This is a genomic window from Saccharopolyspora hattusasensis, assembly GCF_050972075.1.
Classification (GTDB): domain Bacteria; phylum Actinomycetota; class Actinomycetes; order Mycobacteriales; family Pseudonocardiaceae; genus Saccharopolyspora; species Saccharopolyspora hattusasensis.
Genome location: NZ_JBPCDC010000001.1, coordinates 4,975,610 through 4,993,504, shown reverse-complemented (window position 1 = coordinate 4,993,504; position 17,895 = coordinate 4,975,610). Strand labels below are relative to the sequence as shown.

Sequence of the window (17,895 nt, the reverse complement as noted above, 5' to 3'; positions counted from 1 at the left end):
TTCAACGTGCGCTGAGTTCCTGGCGGTAACCATCGAGCTCGGACGCCCGCACCGAACCCCGGGAGCGACCTGAACCGGGTGGGGTCACCCATGCGAAAACGACTGTGCAAGCACCGTTTAGACTATTCAGGTTGCCTCGGCGAGGTCGGGACGTTCGCCCGGCGTGATCGGCGCGGTGGCACGGTGGTCGCCGACCATTCGGTTGGCGCACTGATGTCGCTCACACCCCGGGTGCCCGTTCGGCACCGCGTCGTAATCACGCCAGTAGCGCGCCCCACCGCCGCAGGCCAGCGACCAATTCACGTTCCGCCCGACGTCATGAGGAGTGCACCACCGTGTCCGAGGTACGTATCGCCGTCGAGCAGCGCACCGAGTTCGGCAAGGGGGCGGCCCGCCGCACCCGCCGCGCCGGCAAGATCCCCGCGGTGCTCTACGGTCATGGCTCCGACCCGAAGCACCTGTCCCTGCCCTCCGTGGAATTCGCCCGCGCGATCCGCGAGAACGGGCACAACGCGGTGCTGACGCTTGATGTGTCCGGTGGCGACAGCGAGCTCGCGCTCACCAAGACCATCACCACGCACCCGATCAAGAACTACATCGAGCACGTCGACCTGCTGCTGGTCAAGCGCGGCGAGAAGGTCACCGTCGCGGTTCCGGTCGTGCTCTCCGGCGAGGCAGGCCCCGGCGGCCTGGTCAGCCAGGAGATCACCGTGGTCGAGATCGAGGCCGAGGCGCTGCACATCCCCGAGCAGCTTGAGCTGTCGATCGCCGGTGCCGAGATCGGCACCCAGTTCCACGCCTCCGACATCCAGCTGCCCGCGGGCGTGACCCTGCAGGCAGACCCCGAGGCCCTGGTCGTCAACGTCACCGAAGCCGCCGCAGCGATGGCCGAAGAGGCCCCCGCCGAGGCCGCCGAGGGCGAGGCCGAGGGGGCCTGAGCCCCCGACGTCGGGCGCACCGCGCGCTGTCCCCCGACCTGAGCGGGACAGCGCGCCGCGTGCCATCTAGAGCAGGAGACTTCTTCCCGTGAGCACTCCGGACTCGGTCGCGCTGATCGTCGGGCTCGGCAACCCCGGTCCGCGCTACGCCGGAAACCGGCACAACATCGGTTTCCTTGTCGCCGACGAGCTCGCCGACCGGATCGGCGGGAAGTTCAAGGCGCACAAGGCCGGTGCCGAGGTCGTCGAAGGACGGCTGGCCGGCGCGCGCGCCGTGCTGGTCAAGCCGCGCTCGTTCATGAACCTCTCCGGCGGCCCGGTGGCCGGCGCGGTGAAGTTCTACAAGGCGCCGCCGGAATCCCTGATCGTGATCCACGACGAGCTCGATCTGCCGTTCGGCACCATCCGGCTCAAGCGCGGTGGCGGCGAGAACGGCCACAACGGGCTGCGCTCGATCAGCAAGTCCCTGGGCACCCGCGACTACGTGCGGGTCCGCTTCGGCATCGGTCGCCCGCCCGGCCGGATGGACCCTGCCGACTACGTCCTGAAGGACTTCTCCGGGACAGAGCGCAAGGAGCTCGCCTACTTCATCGACGTCTGCGCGGACGCGGTGGAAACTGTTGTCACCAAGGGCCTCGAAGCCGCCCAGAACCAGTTCCACTAACACCCGGAACGGCGATTTCACGCGAAAACGGCGCTGTACGTGCACGAGGGCACCGTCCGGGGTCCATTCGATGACCTTGGGGGAGGACCCGAAGATCTCGCCTTGCCGCAGGCCCACACCCGAGCCCAGCGGTACCGCGATGCGTTGCCGGACAGGCAGCGCCGAGGCGATTGCCGAAATCCGCCCGGCGTCCCAGGCCACCGTTTTGCTCGGTGTGGGTTGGGGACGCAGGATGCTGCCTGAGCGGCACGGGTTGTCATGGATGCGTTTATCGGCATCTCCCCGAAGTATGGTTCACCGTCCGCCCCCGTCTCGCTACCCTCGATCATGCTTCTCACCAGAAATGAAGCTCCTCAGGAACGCTCTGGGAGCGTCGGCGGGAACCATCGCGGCGGGGAAGGCGATCACATGTCCGAATTTGGCCGTATGCTGCGGTCTTTGCGCGAAGCTGCTGGCCTGTCGCAGCCCCAACTGGCCAAGCAGGCGTACATCTCCCAATCGAGCTTGTGCCGCTACGAGAAGGGCAAACAAACCCCGAACTCGTCCACCGCGGCGCGCTTGGACGAGCTGCTGAACGCTTCAGGGCAGCTGCGCCTCCTCGCCACGGGAAACTCTGCACCGGACGTGCTGAACTCGGACGATCGTGACCGGTTGGCTCGCACGATCGAGCACCCTCACCGCGTTGATGAACGCAGCGTAACCGCTTTGGCCGACGTGCTGGCGGCACAGCGGCGGCTGGACGACGCCTTGCCGCCGAGGTTGTTGATCCCTGCCACGACGGCCCAGCTAGACACGGTGACCACACTTGTGCGTCACGCCTCCGGGCCATACCGCGCCGCATTGGCAGCGGTAGCTGCGGAATACGTGCAGTTCGCAGGGTGGCTGCACGCCGAGATCCGCAACGACGCGACAGCCTGGCAGCTGCTCACCGAAGCCGAGCGCGCCGCCGACGAGATCGACAACGGAGTGTTGGCAGCCCAGGCCGTCAACTTCAAGGGGTATCTAGCCCGCCAACAGAAGCGATGGCACGGCGTAGTCCGTTGGTTCCTCGCCGAACACCACACCCCGGGCGCATCAGTGCATCAGCGCATCGGTGCCGCCGCCCAAGCCGCGCATGGTGCCGGGGAAATGGGAGACCGTGACGGCGCGCTACGCCTCTTGGAGACTGCCGAAACGCTGTTGGACACGTCAGGCGACGAACCTGCACCCCGCACCGCCTACTGGTTGTCGCCGACGTTTCACAAGCTGAACCTCGGGCTGACCCACCTTGCGCTCAAGCAACACGATGTCGCGGCCGACCACATCAGCTCCGCTCTCGATTCGCTCCCCGCTGACCAGCAGTGCGCGGAGTGGACCACGGAATTCCGAGCCGCTCTAGTAACCGCACAGAAGTCACGATAAACGCCTGGACACGGCCACCTCGGTTATGCGCATAGGCATCCGCATAGCCGAAACTCTTCACATTAAGTGACAGCGTGACGACTCTGAGGTAGCCGCGAAAAGCCCTTGGCGGTCCGGCCGGTCCTCTCCCGCGGCTGGATTCATCGGGGTGCTGGCGGCTGGCGGGGTCTGGACCACACAGTAAGGACATACCCAGGCCCCGTCTGTCCATCGCGATCTGGGGAAGGGTTCATGCCGCACCGCGTTTACGCCTATGGCTCCGCCGTCCAGTACACCTGCGACGCCGCGAAATGCCTGTTCACTAACGAAGACCAGGCCATCGTCGCGCAGCACGAGAACGACGCCCACGGCCCCGCATGGATGGCCACCGACCAGGCCCCGCAACAACCCACCACCGGGGTGGTGGGCCCGCAGTGAGCTCCCTGTCCTTCCGGACGCTGATCAGCCTGAACAACATCGCCCACACCATCCAGAGCGGAGCGACCCGCTCCCTGTGCGGTGTTCCCCTCACCAGCTTGTTCCCACAAGACCCGCGGCGTCCCGCGCCAAAGCCGTGCTCCTTCTGCCCAACGAAACTCACGCGACTGCGAAGAAAGGCGGACGCCCGATGACCGCCATCACGATGGCCGGCCTTCCGGTTCGCACCCCACACGTAGCCGTGCTCCACGAACTTGCGTCCTCCCGGGTCGATTGGTTCCCCAAGAACACCGGCAACGGCGACGACATCGAGCACGCCGACGTGTGGACCGACCACCACCGGGTCACTCATGAACGTCACCCAACCCGCGACGGCGTGACCCGTTGCGGCAAGCGGATTCTCGGCAGCGACGCCCCCAGCCATGCGCGCATATACCCAGTGGGTTGCCGCCTCTGCGCCGCCGCACACGCCCACTCTCCGTAAGCCCCGGTGCGGGTTTCGTCGTCATAGCCCCCCAACCGGCACCCGCACCGGAACCACTCCCCGAAACAACTGCCTGATCACGGCAATTGCGGCGCAAAGTCGCTCACAAGTCCGGTCCGGTGCAGTCGCCGCCGATCTCCTTCGAGGCACCGGGCCGCGCCCGGCCAAGGCGCGACAACCCCCGTACCGCTGCCCTGGCAAGGCATCCAAACCTCACCATCCGTCCACAGTAAACAACCAAAAGGAGGGGCGGAAGTCGGCGGGGCCGACGCTGCGCGCATTGCTGGCCACCCGCGAGGCATGGTCCTACGCGCAAACTGGGTCAGTGCAGCCGTTCCGCAGGGCGGTCGGTATCGCCGAGGACCATTTCGCCGAAGGTGGCGGAGACGAAACCGAAACGCGGGTGCGCGGGCTGGAGGAGGCCGAGCTGTTCGGAGTCATTGGGGCACGGTGGCGCGACCTCGCCACCGCCCGGCAGGAGCCGAAGGAAGCTCGGCACGCGCAGGATTACATCGGCCGTGCCCTGGCCCTCCGCGACCCGTCACGGGTCCGAAACCGCGCGTTCGACCTCATCGGTCTCGCCCGCACTCACCTCATCACTTCCGAGCCGGACAGGGCATGCGAACTGATCGACTCTGCTTTGCCGATCGCTGGCCACTGGGCGTCGGGACGGGTCGGCGAGAAGCTGCGCAACTTCCACCGCGAATCGAAGTCGTTCGCCACGTCACCCACAGTGCGCAGCACACGCGACGCCATTCGTGATCTGATCTCAGTCTGAGCAACACGGGACGGAAGGGCTGAAATTGCCGCGCATCGGAATCACCGGACGCTCAAACCTCAGCGCCGCGAGCGTCCCGCTCGTACTCAAGGCACTGGAATCCGAGCTCTCCGCCTACCGGGAGCAGGAACTCGTCGGCGTGAGTTGCCTTGCTCAGGGCGCCGATCAGCTCTTCGCTCACGCGGTGCTGAGCCTCGGTGGGTCGCTGGAGGCCGTACTGCCAGCCACCGACTACCGCGAGCGGAAGGTGAAGCCGGAAAATGCCGCCGAGTTCGACGAGCTGATCAGCAAGGCGGCAAAGGTTCACACGATGCCGTTCGCCGAATCGAATCGCGACGCCTACATGGGCGCCAGTGAACACATCCTCGGCTCTGTCGACGCGATGTTCGCGGTATGGGACGGCCAACCAGCGGACGGGCGCGGCGGAACCGGCGACGTCGTACAGACAGCGCGTGAGCGCGGGATGCCCATCACTGTTGTATGGCCGGATGGCGCCGAACGCGAGTAGAACGAGGCGCCCCGCCTTCTCGGAGAGACGGGGCGCCTCGCTGATGCGCCTCCGGTGGGGACGCGAGTTCCTTGTCCCTTCCCGCCGGGGTTGTGCCCGCCGGCGTCCGCAACCCACCCCGAGCAAGACGGTGGCATGGGAACCCGCCCATGTCTCGGCAATCGCCTCGGCGCTGCCCCTTCGGCAATGGATCGCGGTGGTCAGAGCGCATACGCTCCCAGACGGTGCCCTTCACCCGTCGCACGAACGGGTTCCGCTTGTCCACATTGGTCACTTGCTGGGGACCAGGGACGTGGTCGCGGCTCGCTTGAGCTTCCCGGACGGGGTTTTCGGCAGCGAACCCGGAGCCAGCACCACGACCGCCGACGGGCGGACGCCCACGGCGTCGACGATGCGGGCCGCGACCTCCTTGCGCAGCGCCTTCTCCGCGTTGCCCCCTGCCTGCTCCCCAGATCACTGCGCCCCGCTTCAATGGGTGGATCTTTCCGCATGAAGGGCACCTTCGTCCCGCGCAGAGGTGCTGGCGCGCCACGGTATCCTAAATGATTGATTCCGTGAAGATCACGTGAAGGGAGGGGTCGGTAAGTGGGTAGCGGAGAAGGGTGTTCAAGATCAATGTGTGAATAAAGAACTAAACACCCTCCTGACTGCACTCTACGTGCTCGTCGACGACCACGTTGTTCCTGCCTGCACAGGGACTCGGACGTGTGGCAACGACCTCTGGCCGTCGTTCGTGCGTCGTGCTTCCCAGCAGATTCGGCAGGGTGCTCTCCGCGAGCCGGCCGCCGGTGCCCTCGCGTTTCCGCTCGATCCGCGACCGTGAGGCGGTTGGCACGCTGCTCGTCGTTGTCGGCGACAGCCTTGGTGTCGACGAGAAACAGACCCGCGACCCGTTGCGGCGCGGCCCGCGGCACCGCCATCGCGACGGAGCCGCCCATCGAGCATCCGACCAGGACGACCTGCGGCAGCTCCAACCGGTTCAGTAGGGCCAGGATGTTGGCGGCCGCGACTTTCCGCTACCAACCCCGCGTGCCGCCGGGGCGAAGGTCGCCACCTGGCCGTGAGTGATTTTGGGCGCCATAGCACCGAAAAACGCTCACGGGCCTTGGTCCTGCACCACGCACACCCAACCATCCGATATGGAAGTATCTGCCACAGCAGTCCGGATACAACAAGCGTTTGAGGAACGCGGAACCATTGCTATGCAAAGCGATTATCACACTGGCTGCGTGCTGTCCATCCTGGTTCGACGACCTGTGGATCACCGACGCCACGCCCGTTCCGTGCGGCGTGTCCCGCGAGACCGTCAAGCGTTCCGATCTCGCGGGACACGCCGGTTCGACGTGTTTGGAGAATTTCCGACCCTTGGACGGCCTGGTGTGGCCTGGCGGTCAGCTGGTCGCTCAGTCGCAGAATGTGGGCCAAATAGCCACGCCGAGGTTCAGTTTTCACCCGCCGTCGACACCCCTGGGGTGCTGGCGTTGATTCTCTCTAACGCCAAGAAGGGCAGTGAAGCACACCGTGCTTTTTTCGACTCAATGTTGCATTGGCCGCTGGCGCTGCGGTGGTGATTCTGAACCTGGCCTACGCGAACGTGCATTAGAGCCCGTCCTGTGTGCCCGTCCAAGGTGGTCGCCGGGATGCGCGGGCGGGGTTGGCCGCCAGGCCGCAGGCGCAGCCCGCGCGGGTCCCCGGCGGGCGCCACCTTGGCGGCGCCCCTTGATCTTTTGCAGAGAGAGAAGTTCGGCAGCAACCTGCTTTCCCTGCTGGCTTCTTGAGTTGGCTGGCTCCGTTGTTTGTTGCGGTGGTAATGGGTGAAGCCCCGTCGCGTGGTTGGAGGCGTCCTTGCGGTGGGGCTTCGGTCGTGGTGGCGATGCCGTGTGGTGTCAGCTGCCACGAACTAGGGACCACTGAAGCGGGTGTTTTGCCATGGTCATGGGACCACTTGGTTGCCACTAATGGGACCACCTGGCGTGTCGTGCCGGGACGGTTCTCGATTGTCCACATGGGATCGATCCAAGTTGATCGACTTGGAGGTCCTGTGGGATGGCGTACCGGGAGGTTGCTGTGATCGAAGTTCGGGAGATGTTGCGGGCCTGGATGGCGGGTAAGGGTCTGCGGAGGGTGGCTGAGCAGGCCGGGGTGGACCGTAAGACGGTCCGCCGCTACACCGATGCGGCGGTGGCGGCGGGGCTGGATCGTGACGGCGGCGAGGATCAGCTGACCGACGAGCTGATCGGGCAGGTGGTGGCCGGGGTGCGCCCGGATCGCCCGGCTGGTCGTGGCTCGGCGTGGGAGAGCCTGGAGACCGAGCGTGAGCAGATCGTGGAGTGGGTCGGCAAGGACCTGACGGTGGTCAAGATCGGGGAGTTGCTGGCCCGCCAGGGGGTGGTGGTGCCGCATCGGACGCTGCACCGTTTCTGCGTGGAGCGCACCGGCTACCGGGACCGTGGCGCTGGAGACACGGTGCGGGTGGCCGATGGCACGCCGGGCGTGGAGTGCCAGATCGACTTCGCCAAGATGGGGCTGCTGTATGACCCGTCGGCGGGGCGGCGCCGCGTGGTGCACGCGTTGATCTTCACGGCGGTGTTCTCGCGGCACATGTTCGTGTGGCTGACCTTTGCGCAGACGCTGGAGGCCGTCGTGGCCGGGTGCGAGGCGGCGTGGCGGCACTTCGATGGAGTGTTCCGGGTGCTGATCCCGGATAACGCGTCGGCGATGGTGGCCAAGGCGGACGCGGTCAATCCGCAGTTCACCGTGGGCTGGCTGGAGTACGCGCAGGCCAGGGGCTTCGTCACGGACGCGGCCAGGGTCCGCTCACCCCAGGACAAACCTCGGGTCGAGAGGACTGTGCAGTACGTACGCGGCAACTTCTTCGCTGGCGAGACCTTTGTGGACCTGGCCGACGCCCAGGCCCGCGCCGAGACCTGGTGCCGGGACAAGGCCGGGCTGCGGATCCATGGCACGATCCACGCCCGCCCGGCGGAGGTGTTCGCCGAGCACGAGGCCACCGCGCTGCTGCCCGCCCCCGAGACGCCGTATGAGGTGCCGATCTATGTCGAGGTCAAAGTGCACCGCGACTACCACGTTCAGGTTGGCAAGGCGCTGTACTCGGCCCCGAAGGCCTACATCGGCCAGCAGGTCCAAGCCCGCGCGGACGCGGAACTGGTCAAGCTGTTCCACCGCGGCCAGCTGATCAAGACCCATCCCCGGCAGCGCCCCGGTGGCCGCTGCACCGACCCCGAAGACCTGCCCGCCGAGAAGACCGCCTACGCGCTGCGTGACCTGCAGCGGCTGACCCGCGCCGCCGCCGCGCACGGCGAGAACGTCGGCATCTACGCGGAACGACTGCTCGACGACAAGCTGCCCTGGACCCGGATGCGGCAGGTCTACCGGCTGCTCGGGCTGGCCAAACGCTATGGCTCCGGACCAGCCGACACCGCGTGCGGGAAAGCCCTGGACATCGACGTCATCTCCGTCACCAAGATCGCCTCGATGCTGGAGCACGCGACCGAGAACACCCCCACCCCGGCGCCGGCGGCCGCACGAGCGGCCACCCCAGCCCGCTTCGCCCGCGATCCGCGCGAGTTCCGGCGGGTCAAGCCGTACTGGATGAAAGTGATCGACGGCGGAGGGGAGGCGACGACCCGATGAGCGCCACAACGATGATCGACCCAGTCTCACCCGAGCTCAAGCAGGTGCTGCGGGCGCTCAAGCTCGGCAAGATGCTCCACACGCTGCCCGAACGGCTCACGTTGGCCAAACAGCAGCACCTCTCGCACGCGGCGTTCCTCGAGCTCGTGCTGGCCGACGAGGCCACCCGCCGCGACACCCAGTCCGCGCAGCTACGGGCCCGCAAAGCCGGCCTCGACCCCGGCATGCGCATCGAAACCTGGGACGAGTCCGCCGCGGTGCGCTACGACCGCACCCTCTGGAACGAACTCACCAGCCTGCGATTCCTCGACGGGCCCCACGGAGCCTGCCTGCTCGGAGCGGTCGGGGTCGGCAAGACCCACCTGGCCACCGCGCTCGGGCACATCGCCGTCCGCCGCCGCCACAGCGTGCTCATGCTCCGCGCCGACGCGCTGTTCAAACGACTCAAAGCCGCCCGCCTCGACAACAGCGTCGAGGCCGAGATGCGCCGGCTGACCCAGGTCCGGCTCCTGCTCATCGACGACTTCGCACTCCAGCCCCTGCACGCCACCGAGACCGCCGACTTCTACGAGCTCGTCGTGGCCCGTCACCACACCGCGTCCACCGTGCTGACCTCCAACCGCGAGCCTGCCGAGTGGCTGGCCATGATGAGCGACCCCCTCCTCGCCCAATCCGCCGTCGACCGGCTCACCTCCACCACTCACGAACTCGTCATCGAGGGCGAGTCCTACCGGCAACGACAGAAACCCGGACACGCGCCCTCCGACGCGTCCATTGACACCACCACGACGGGAGACCACGATGCTCACTGAGCCGACCACGTGGTCCCATCCCCGCGGCAATACCCCGGTCCCTTCCTCGTGGCAAATGACACGTGTGGGGGGCGGGATCGGCGCTGGTTGTCTTTTCCGTGAGGTTTGTTTGTCTTAAATAGGGCGGATTGTCCATGGTGGACGCCAGGCTGGTGGTGGTGTCGCTGGGTAGTCGGTGGGGTCGGCAGGTATGCCGGGCAGGTTCATCTCTAGCGTGTCGCGTGTGGCCATTCGGCCCTTGATTGCAGCGGGGTCGGCCAAACATGGCGACGTGTCTTGATCGATCTGTTCAGGTTGTGTTTGTTGGGGTTGGGAAGCGGCCGGACGGTGTGTGTCGGGGGGCGTCCACTCCGCCCGGCCGCGCGACTCGATGCCGCCGTTGCTGAGGGGGAGGTTGGCGGCATTGAGCCGGGTCTATAGCGCGCGGAGTCGCTGGAGGATCCGGTCTTTGAGCTGTGGGTTGATCCGTGTCCAGATGATCGACTCGTTGGACAGCCGGATGTGCTCTTCAGGAGTCGGCGCGTTGTCGGGTCCGGGGCCGACGGGTGTGCCGTCCGGCCATCTCAGGGGAAAGGTCATGTCGGCCACCCCTTCATTTCCTTGAGCAGCGCGTTGCATTCCTGGCACGTTTGGCGTGAATCCAGTCCATTTCGGATGGGTTGGCCAAGGCGAAGGTGTTGCCGCAGAACGAGTCATCGGCTGGGCCCGCGTGTAGACGGGTACCGGCGAAGGCATGCCGTACAAGGCCGTAGTCGCTGGACTCGTCCGGTACTGGCAGCCAGAAGTAGCGCTGCTGTGCCTGTGTCTCGGGCATAAGAACTCCCGTCATTCGAAACTCTCATCAGCACGCCTAGGGGTGGGGCCGGTCTTCGTGGCCGGGGAACGAACCGGCCCCACCGTTCCGCCGCGCGCCACGCGGTCGCCTGTCGACGTGTCGCGTCGGACGGAAGACATCGGATGTTGCGTCGGTGGCGCTAGTTCTGTGTTGCGGCCGGCCATGACGCTCCATCTCTGGGGGTAGAACTCGTATCCTTGCGGCAGCTTGACAGCCTTGCTGCAACTTGCGCAAGGCGGTGAATATTCCAACGAAACGGGATGGGGCGGTAGCCTTGGCACGTGGTCAAGAAGGGAAGTCGATGAAGAGGCCGAGCGGACCAATCCGAACTTTCGGGCTTGGCGCTGAGCTGCGGAAACTGCGTGAAGAAGCCGGCTTGAGCCTCAAGGCCGCTGCTGCGGAACTTGACAAGTCGGAATCATGGCTCAGCCGGAGCGAGACCGGAGATCGCTCGATCGGTGTAGACGACGTGTCGGCGCTGCTGAGTGTTTACGGTGTCCGTGGTTCTGACCATGAGCGATTGCTCATGATGGCCCGCAATCTCACTTCATCGACGTGGTGGACTGCATCAGTATTCGAGATTCCCGCGCAGCTTGCCGCGTTTCAAACCTTGGAAGCCCGAGCTACCAGAATCACGATGGCAGCTGTCGCACTGGTTCCCGGGTTGCTGCAAACCGTCGAGTACGCGCGTGCCCTTGTTGATGCACTGGAAGTACCGAGCGAAGATCGCCCGCATAGAGTCTCGTTGCGGATAGGCCGCCAGATTATCCTGAGCCAGGAGCCGCGCAAGGATTTTGTAGCGTATCTGGATGAAGCTGTGTTGCATCACATGGTCGGCGGTCGGGATGTGATCCGCACGCAGCTTCTCACACTTCTGGATCGCAGCAAGGAGCCGAACATTACGATCAGAGCGGTTCCATTCAGCCGCGGAGCGCACACCCTTCTCGACGGGAGCTTTACGCTGTTCGAATTCTCATCTACAACGCCGGTTTGCTACCTGGAAGAGCGTCGCGGATCAGGCGCGTTCTTTCACGAAGTACAGGACGTTGAGGCGTTCGAAGAAGCCGCGATCAAGCTGGATGCTGTGGCCGCTGACGAAGGCGAAACCCGATCCATAATCGAAAGACGCGTGGAGGAACTAGATGTTTAAGTGGCGCAAGTCTTCGCGCAGCGGTTCTCAGGAGTGCGTCGAAGTGGCGACGAATGTAGAGAACGTACGCGCTATTCGGGATAGCAAGGAACCCGGCGGGGCGCACTTGCGGTTTGATCCGGATAAATTCGCGGAATTCATGATGAACGTGAAGCGCGGACGATTCGACGCGTGATCAGATCCGATGCCCCGGCGCTCCCGCCGGGGCATCATCGAGCGAGCCGACTATCTCGGCCATAAAGATCCGGGCTTCACGCTCCGCGTGCACACCCATATGCTGCCCTTCTCGCCCAACCGGGCACGTGCCGCGATCGACGACTTCTGCGCACAATTCACCGCCAACGATCAGCTCGCAGCCTGACACGGCCTCCACGCGACCGGACAAGATTCACAAACTTTAAACCCACTGGTCAGGGCTCAGATTCTCTCAAAGGTGCCCTTCACCCGTCGCACGAACGGGTTCCGTCCGTCCACATTGGTCACTTGCTGGGGACCAGGGACGTGGTCGCGGCTCGCTTGAGCTTCCCGGACGGGGTTTTCGGCAGCGAACCCGGAGCCAGCACCACGACCGCCGACGGGCGGACGCCCACGGCGTCGACGATGCGGGCCGCGACCTCCTTGCGCAGCGCCTTCTCCGCGTTCTCGTCGCCCGCCAAGCGCGACTCCAGCACCACCGCGAAGCGTTCGCGGCGGCTCCCGGCGTCCTGCCGGACCGCGGCGGCGTTGCCCGCACGCACCCCCTCGACCTGGCAGGCGGCCCGCTCGATGTCCACCGGGTAGATGTTGCGGCCGCCCATGATGATCACGTCCTTGCGGCGCCCGCAGATCACCACCTGCCCGTCGACCAGGTACCCCTCGTCCCCGGTGTCCAGCCAGCCGTTTTCGTCCTGTGTGGACAGCGGCCCGTCAACCGTGAGGTAGCCGGGCGTCACCGCCGCGCCCCGGATCCGCAGCCGCCCCACCTGCCGCTCCCCCAGCTGCTGCCCGGCGTCGTCGACGACGTCGACCTCCAGCCCCGGCAGCGGGTGGCCCAGCAGCGCGAACCGCCGCGCCCGCTTGGCATCCGGCGATACAGGCTCCGCCCGGTGCTGCTGCTCCAGCGCGTCCGCATCGATGACGTCGACCTCCAAACCCCGGCCCAGCGGGGCAAAGGACACCGCGAGCGTGGCCTCGGCCATCCCGAAGGCACACACCATGCAGTTCGGGCGGAGTCCGAACCGGGCGCCCTCGTCGGTGAACGACTGCGCCGCCGACGGATCGATGGGTTCGGCGCCGTTGAGCGTGAACCGCAGGCTCGACAGGTCGAAGTCGCCGTCGTCGGCGCGAGCCATCCGGCGGGCCACGATGGCGTAGGCGAAGTTCGGCGCGGCGGTCACGGTCGCGCGGTACCGGCTGATCAGCTCGGGCCACAGCAGCGGCCGGGCCAGGAAGTCCGCCGGGGTGACCTTGACCGCGGACATCCCGATGGCCATCGGGACCGTCAGGCAACCGACCATCCCCATGTCGTGGAACAGCGGCAGCCAGGACACCGCGACGTCGCGCTCGGGAGTGAGACCGACGGCGGCGACCATCGCCCGCAGGTTCGCGTAGAGGTTGCCGTGCGTGATCCGCACCGCCTTGGGCTCGGCGGTGGAGCCGCTGGTCAGCTGCAGCAGGGCCGTCGCGTCCTCGTCGACCGCGACCGGCTCGGCGAGCGGTTCGCCGCCGGTGAGGCCGCCCAGGTCCCGGTAGACGATCGCGCTCTCCTCGAGCACCCCGGCCAACTGCTCGAAAGGAGCGCCCAGCAGCACCAGCCGCGCACCGATCATCTTGAGCACCCGAACGGTGTCCTCGGCCCAGTGCGCGAGGTCCGTGCGCGGCGTGGGCTGGTGCAGCATGGTCACGCTGCCGCCGCCGAGCCACACGGCCTGCACGGCGGGCGCGATCAGCCCCGGATCTGCGGCGAGGATCGCGACGACCCGCCCGGGCCCGAGGTCGTCGCCCAGCGCCCCGGCCATCCGCAGCGCATCGGCGTGCACCTCAGCCCACGTCCGGAACCACGGTTGTTCGGGCTCGCCCGTCGTGAGCCCCCGCGCCTGCGCACCAGAGTTCTCCCGGGCGGACGCCACCAGTGTCTCCACGAACCGACTCATGTGACGCAGCTTACGAGCACCGTGATCGGCCGCACAGCGTCCGCCACTCGGGTGGGTGCCGGTCTGACGACTTCCGGTCAGCCGAGCTGGTCGGCGAGTTCCATCCAGCGGGTCTCGATGTCGTCCTTCTCCTGGTGCAGCGCCCGCAGCGCCACGTTCAGCTCAGCCAGCCGCTCCGGCTCCGTCGCGGCCTCCGCGAGCTTCTCGTGCAGGCCCGCCTCGCGCTCCGAGAGCTTGTCGAGCTGGCGCTCGCAGCGCGCGAGCTCCTTGCGCGCCGCGTGCTCCTCCGCGCCGGAGAGCCCTCGCGGCTTCGCCGCATCGGTCGCCTGCTTGCCGACGCTGTCTTCGGCGGCGCCCAGCAGCGACTGCCGCCGCTCCAGGTACTCGTCGATACCGCCCGGCAGGTGGGTGAGCCGACCGTCGCCGAACAGCGCGCGCACGCTGTCGCACACCCGCTCCACCAGGTAGCGGTCGTGGGAGACGACCACCAGCGTGCCCGGCCAGCTGTCCAGCAGGTCTTCGAGCTGCTGGAGCGTGTCGATGTCGAGGTCGTTGGTGGGTTCGTCGAGGATCAGCACGTTCGGCTCGGCCATCAGCAGCCTCGCCAGCTGCAGGCGGCGGCGCTCGCCGCCGGAGAGCTCCTCGACGGGCGTCCACTGCCGCCCCTTGCCGAACCCGAAGCGCTCGCCGAGCTGCGACGCGGACAACTCGTACTTGCCGAGGGTGACCCGCTCGGCGACGTCCTCGATCGCTTCCAGCACCCGCCATTGCCCGGGCAGGTCGTGCAGTTCCTGGGTCAGGTGCGCCAGCCGCACCGTCTTGCCCTCGACGCGCTTGCCCGCGTCGGGTTCGCGTTCCCCGGCGAGCAGCTTGAGCAGCGTGGTCTTGCCGGAGCCGTTGACGCCGACCAGGCCGATCCGGTCGCCGGGGCCGATGCGCCAGGTGACGGCGTCCAGCAGCGCGCGGTCCGCGATCCGGAGGTCGACATCCTCCAGCTCCAGCACCGTCTTGCCGAGGCGCCGCTTGGCGAACGCGACCAGCTCGACGGTGTCGCGGGGGTCCGGCACGTCGGCGATCAGCGCCTCGGCGGCCTCCATCCGGTACCGGGGCTTCGAGGTGCGGGCCTTCGCACCGCGCTGCAGCCACGCGAGTTCCTTGCGGGCGAGGTTCTGTCGCTTCTCCTCGGCCTGCTGGGCGATGCGGGCGCGTTCGGCGCGGGCGAAGATCCAGTCGGCGTATCCACCCTCGTACTGCTCGACACGGCCCTGGACGACCTCCCAGGTGCGGTTGCAGACGGTGTCCAGGAACCAGCGGTCGTGGGTGACGATCACCAGCGCACACTTGCGCTCCAGCAGGTGGTCGGCCAGCCAATGCACGCCTTCGATGTCCAGGTGGTTGGTCGGCTCGTCGAGCACCAGCAGGTCAAGGTCGCGCACCAGCGCGGCGGCCAGCGCGACGCGGCGGCGCTCGCCGCCGGAGAAGTCGGTGACCGGGGTGTCCAGGCCGAGGCGGGTCATGCCAAGGCCGGTGAGCACCGACCGCACGCGCGGGTCGGCCGCCCATTCGTGTTCGGCGCTGAAGCCGTGCGGGTCGAGCACCGCGTTGCGCACGGTCGAGTCCGCGGGCAGCTCGGTGCGCTGCGTGACCACCGCCATCCGCAGGTCGCGGGATTGGCTGACCCGGCCGCTGTCGGGTTCGGCGATGCCGGAGAGGACCTCCAGCAGCGTCGTCTTGCCGCCGCCGTTGAGCCCGACGACCCCGATGCGCTCGCCCGCCGAGAGGCCCAGCGAAACTCCGTCCAGCAGCGGGCGCACGCCGTAGCTCTTGCTGACCGACTCCAGATTGACCAGGTTCACCATCGGGTGCTCGTCTACTCCATCAACTGCGTTGCGTGATCACGGGCTGGGGTCGTCCCGGCGCAGTTTCAATTTGAAACTGCGTCACCGGATGTCCTAGGCGTCCAGTTTCAGCGTCCAGCTTCAATTGAAACTGGACTTCAGGCGTGGACCTGAGGCGGGGTCGGGCGGTGCGCGGGTTCCTCGGAAACGATCCGCGCGCCCGGGACCGGGCCGTGCGCGACGCGGACCGTGCGGCACACCCCCGCGCCGGAGAGCTCGGCCGCCACGTGGACCGCCGCGTCCGCGTCGGTGCAGAGGAAGGCACAGGTCGGGCCCGAGCCGGACACGATCCCCGCGAGCGCTCCCGCCTGCACGCCCGCGCGCAGCGTGCGCCGCAGCCCGGGCCGCAGCGAGACAGCCGCTGCCTGCAGATCGTTGCCCAGCAGCAGGGCGAGCTGCCGCGGGTCGCCGGACGACAGCGCCTCCAGCAGCGGCTCGACCTCCCCGACCCGGTTCGGCCTCGATTCCGCCCGCAGCCGGTCGAGCTCGGTGTAGACGCCGGGCGTGCCCAAGCCACGGCGATCCAACGCGATCACCCAGTGGAAGGTGTGCCGGGCCAGCACCGGCACGAGCCGCTCGCCGCGGCCGGTGCCCAGCGCCGTGCCGCCCTGCAGCGAGAACGGCACGTCGCTACCCAGCTTCGCGGCGATCTCGCTGAGCTCGTCGCGGCCCAGCTCCAGCCGCCACAGGTGATTCAGCGCCAGCAGCGTCGCCGCCGCGTCGGCGCTGCCCCCGGCCATCCCGCCGGCGACCGGGATGCCCTTGCTGATCGACAGCCGCACCCCGGGTTCCTCCGGATCCCGCCCGCTGTGCTCGGCGAGCAGCTGCACGGCCTTCCACGCGAGGTTGCTGGGCCCGGTGGGCACCGAATCCGCGCCCTCGCCGTGCACGTCGATGCCCGGTTCCCCGGCGACCAGCACGGTGACCTCGTCGGTCATCGACAGCGCCTGGAAGACGGTGACCAGCTCGTGGTAGCCGTCCGGGCGCGGGTCACCGACCGACAGGTGCAGGTTCACCTTGGCCGGGACGCGAACGGTGATGGGGGTAGGAACCACGGAGAGCACTCTTAGAGCGTACGTGTCCGCGAAAGCCCACCGCTTGCTTCCCTGCGCACAGACCCCAAGGTCTCCGAACTCCTCTTGCGTGGCGGTGCGGGTAGCGGAACCTCAGACGCCGTCTGGACTCCGGGATCCCCGATTTACGTATGTCCAATACGCGGCTTCGGGGCTGTCCTCGCCAGACGACGTCTGAGAACCCGCGGCGGTGCAAGCTGCGAGGGTGAGCTAAGCGGCTGGCGCCGCTTCAAAGAACAAAGCACAAAACGGTGAGGGGCACCCGTGCCCCAGAACTGGGTCATGGGTGCCCCTCGCTTCGGGGAAACTCCGGTCAGGACGCCGGGATGACGGCGACGCCGCCGTACTTCTGGTTGATGAAGTCCTTGACCTGCTGGGAACGCAGCAGCTCGGCGAGCTTCAGGATCCGCGGGTCCTTGGCCAGCGCCGGGGTCGTCACCAGGCCGTTGGCGTACGGGTTGTTCTCCGGGCTCTCCACAGCGATCGGGTTCTGCAGGTTCGCCTTGATCGCGTAGTTGCCGTTGACAACTGCGGCGGCGGCGTCATCGACCGAGCGCGGCAGCTGGTCCGGCGACAGGTCCTTGAGCTGGATGTTCTTGGGGTTCTCGGCGATCGCCGACTCCAGCCGGGTGCCCACCGCCGCTTCCGGCTTGAGCTTGAGCAGGCCGCCCTGTTCCAGCAGCTTCAGCCCGCGGAACTGGTTGGCCGGGTCGTTGGACAGCGTGACCGTCGCGCCGTTCGGGATCTCCTGCAGCGACTTGAACTGCTTGGAATACACCGCCAGCGGCTCCAGGTGCACCGCCTGAATCCAGACGAAGGAGCCACCGCGCTGCTTGGTGTACTCCTCCAGGTACGGCTGGTGCTGGAAGTAGTTCGCGTCCAGCTCACCATGCGCGACGGCTTCGTTCGGCCGGTTGTAGTCGTCGAACTTCGTGATCTCGATGCCGATCCCGGCCTGCTGCGCCAAGTTGTCCTTGACGTACTGCAGGATCTCGCCGTGCGGGGTCGGGCTGACCGCGATCCGCAGCGGGGCGTTCGGGTCCTCGGCAGCCGAACTGCCGCCGCTCCCGCACGCGGCCAGCGCCAGGCCGGCCGCGGCCACCAGGGCAGCAAAACGCAAACGCATCAGGGTTTGTCCTTTCTGGACAGAG

The 17,895-nt window shown here is 67.1% G+C and carries 18 protein-coding genes and 2 pseudogenes; 13 read left to right on the top strand and 7 right to left on the bottom strand.

Translation table 11 applies throughout. The features are described 5' to 3' along the window. Positions 1-335: 335 nt before the first annotated feature. The 7 genes from ACRXBZ_RS23760 (at position 336) to ACRXBZ_RS23730 (ending at position 5,190) form a co-directional block, all read left to right on the top strand. Entirely contained in the window at positions 336-938 is a 603-nt protein-coding gene (locus tag ACRXBZ_RS23760) for a 50S ribosomal protein L25/general stress protein Ctc (protein ID WP_168586510.1), read from the top strand. Between the two features lie 88 nt (positions 939-1,026). Then, positions 1,027-1,602: an aminoacyl-tRNA hydrolase gene (gene pth, locus ACRXBZ_RS23755; protein WP_433880974.1), complete on the top strand. Its 576-nt coding sequence runs from the start codon at positions 1,027-1,029 to the stop codon at positions 1,600-1,602. A gap of 258 nt (positions 1,603-1,860) precedes the next feature. After that, complete coding sequence (locus ACRXBZ_RS23750) at positions 1,861-3,003, top strand: helix-turn-helix domain-containing protein (RefSeq protein ID WP_433880973.1); 1,143 nt, start codon at positions 1,861-1,863, stop codon at positions 3,001-3,003. 231 nt (positions 3,004-3,234) lie between these two features. Next, positions 3,235-3,420 carry a hypothetical protein gene (locus tag ACRXBZ_RS23745; RefSeq protein WP_433880972.1) on the top strand — a complete coding sequence of 62 codons (186 nt, stop codon included), beginning with the start codon at positions 3,235-3,237 and terminating at the stop codon, positions 3,418-3,420. 190 nt (positions 3,421-3,610) lie between these two features. Continuing rightward, positions 3,611-3,904 carry a hypothetical protein gene (locus tag ACRXBZ_RS23740; RefSeq protein ID WP_433880971.1) on the top strand — a complete coding sequence of 98 codons (294 nt, stop codon included), beginning with the start codon at positions 3,611-3,613 and terminating at the stop codon, positions 3,902-3,904. Then, complete coding sequence (locus ACRXBZ_RS42170; RefSeq protein WP_490885425.1) at positions 3,843-4,682, top strand: NsdA family TPR-like regulatory protein; 840 nt, start codon at positions 3,843-3,845, stop codon at positions 4,680-4,682. Before ACRXBZ_RS23740 ends, ACRXBZ_RS42170 begins: the two co-directional genes overlap by 62 nt. 25 nt (positions 4,683-4,707) lie before the next feature. Further along, entirely contained in the window at positions 4,708-5,190 is a 483-nt protein-coding gene (locus ACRXBZ_RS23730; RefSeq protein ID WP_433880969.1) for a hypothetical protein, read from the top strand. A gap of 712 nt (positions 5,191-5,902) precedes the next feature. On the opposite strand, the pseudogene ACRXBZ_RS23725 reads toward ACRXBZ_RS23730, so the two are convergent. Then, positions 5,903-6,197: pseudogene (locus ACRXBZ_RS23725) on the bottom strand (alpha/beta fold hydrolase); the annotation flags it as partial. Between the two features lie 142 nt (positions 6,198-6,339). Here ACRXBZ_RS23725 and ACRXBZ_RS23720 point away from each other — a divergent pair. The 3 genes and pseudogenes from ACRXBZ_RS23720 to istB all read left to right on the top strand — a co-directional run. After that, positions 6,340-6,528, top strand: a pseudogene (locus ACRXBZ_RS23720) (IS982 family transposase); the annotation flags it as partial. 708 nt (positions 6,529-7,236) lie between these two features. Beyond that, positions 7,237-8,844: an IS21 family transposase gene (gene istA / locus ACRXBZ_RS23715; protein WP_433877559.1), complete on the top strand. Its 1,608-nt coding sequence runs from the start codon at positions 7,237-7,239 to the stop codon at positions 8,842-8,844. Beyond that, positions 8,841-9,656: an IS21-like element helper ATPase IstB gene (istB, locus tag ACRXBZ_RS23710; protein ID WP_433878131.1), complete on the top strand. Its 816-nt coding sequence runs from the start codon at positions 8,841-8,843 to the stop codon at positions 9,654-9,656. Before istA ends, istB begins: the two co-directional genes overlap by 4 nt. A gap of 414 nt (positions 9,657-10,070) precedes the next feature. Here the strand turns inward: istB and ACRXBZ_RS23705 are convergent, their stop codons facing one another. Further along, the gene (locus ACRXBZ_RS23705; protein ID WP_433880968.1) at positions 10,071-10,235 is read right to left on the bottom strand and encodes a hypothetical protein; all 165 of its coding nucleotides are present in this window, start codon (positions 10,233-10,235) and stop codon (positions 10,071-10,073) included. Between the two features lie 13 nt (positions 10,236-10,248). Then, a complete protein-coding gene (locus tag ACRXBZ_RS23700; RefSeq protein ID WP_433880967.1) occupies positions 10,249-10,470 on the bottom strand; it encodes a hypothetical protein in 222 nt (73 codons plus the stop codon). Positions 10,471-10,792: 322 nt separating this feature from the next. Between ACRXBZ_RS23700 and ACRXBZ_RS23695 the strand changes: the two genes are divergently transcribed. Genes ACRXBZ_RS23695 through ACRXBZ_RS23685 form a run of 3 tightly spaced genes read left to right on the top strand, consistent with a single transcriptional unit; the run spans position 10,793 to position 12,002 of the window. Beyond that, positions 10,793-11,641, top strand: a complete 849-nt coding sequence (locus tag ACRXBZ_RS23695; protein ID WP_433880966.1) for a helix-turn-helix domain-containing protein — start codon at positions 10,793-10,795, stop codon at positions 11,639-11,641. Continuing rightward, positions 11,634-11,816 carry a DUF397 domain-containing protein gene (locus ACRXBZ_RS23690; protein ID WP_168586506.1) on the top strand — a complete coding sequence of 61 codons (183 nt, stop codon included), beginning with the start codon at positions 11,634-11,636 and terminating at the stop codon, positions 11,814-11,816. The genes ACRXBZ_RS23695 and ACRXBZ_RS23690 overlap by 8 nt, the downstream gene beginning before the upstream one ends. 9 nt (positions 11,817-11,825) lie before the next feature. Further along, entirely contained in the window at positions 11,826-12,002 is a 177-nt protein-coding gene (locus ACRXBZ_RS23685) for a hypothetical protein (protein ID WP_433880965.1), read from the top strand. A gap of 118 nt (positions 12,003-12,120) precedes the next feature. Here the strand turns inward: ACRXBZ_RS23685 and ACRXBZ_RS23680 are convergent, their stop codons facing one another. The 4 genes from ACRXBZ_RS23680 to ACRXBZ_RS23665 form a co-directional block, all read right to left on the bottom strand. Next, entirely contained in the window at positions 12,121-13,773 is a 1,653-nt protein-coding gene (locus tag ACRXBZ_RS23680) for a fatty acyl-AMP ligase (protein ID WP_433880964.1), read from the bottom strand. 77 nt (positions 13,774-13,850) lie between these two features. After that, positions 13,851-15,632 (bottom strand): ABC-F family ATP-binding cassette domain-containing protein, encoded by a 1,782-nt coding sequence (locus ACRXBZ_RS23675; RefSeq protein ID WP_433880963.1) that lies wholly within the window; start codon positions 15,630-15,632, stop codon positions 13,851-13,853. 137 nt (positions 15,633-15,769) lie between these two features. Then, complete coding sequence (locus tag ACRXBZ_RS23670) at positions 15,770-16,726, bottom strand: 4-(cytidine 5'-diphospho)-2-C-methyl-D-erythritol kinase (RefSeq protein WP_210435579.1); 957 nt, start codon at positions 16,724-16,726, stop codon at positions 15,770-15,772. A gap of 331 nt (positions 16,727-17,057) precedes the next feature. After that, a complete protein-coding gene (locus ACRXBZ_RS23665; RefSeq protein WP_168586502.1) occupies positions 17,058-17,870 on the bottom strand; it encodes a MetQ/NlpA family ABC transporter substrate-binding protein in 813 nt (270 codons plus the stop codon). Between the last annotated feature and the right edge of the window lie 25 nt (positions 17,871-17,895).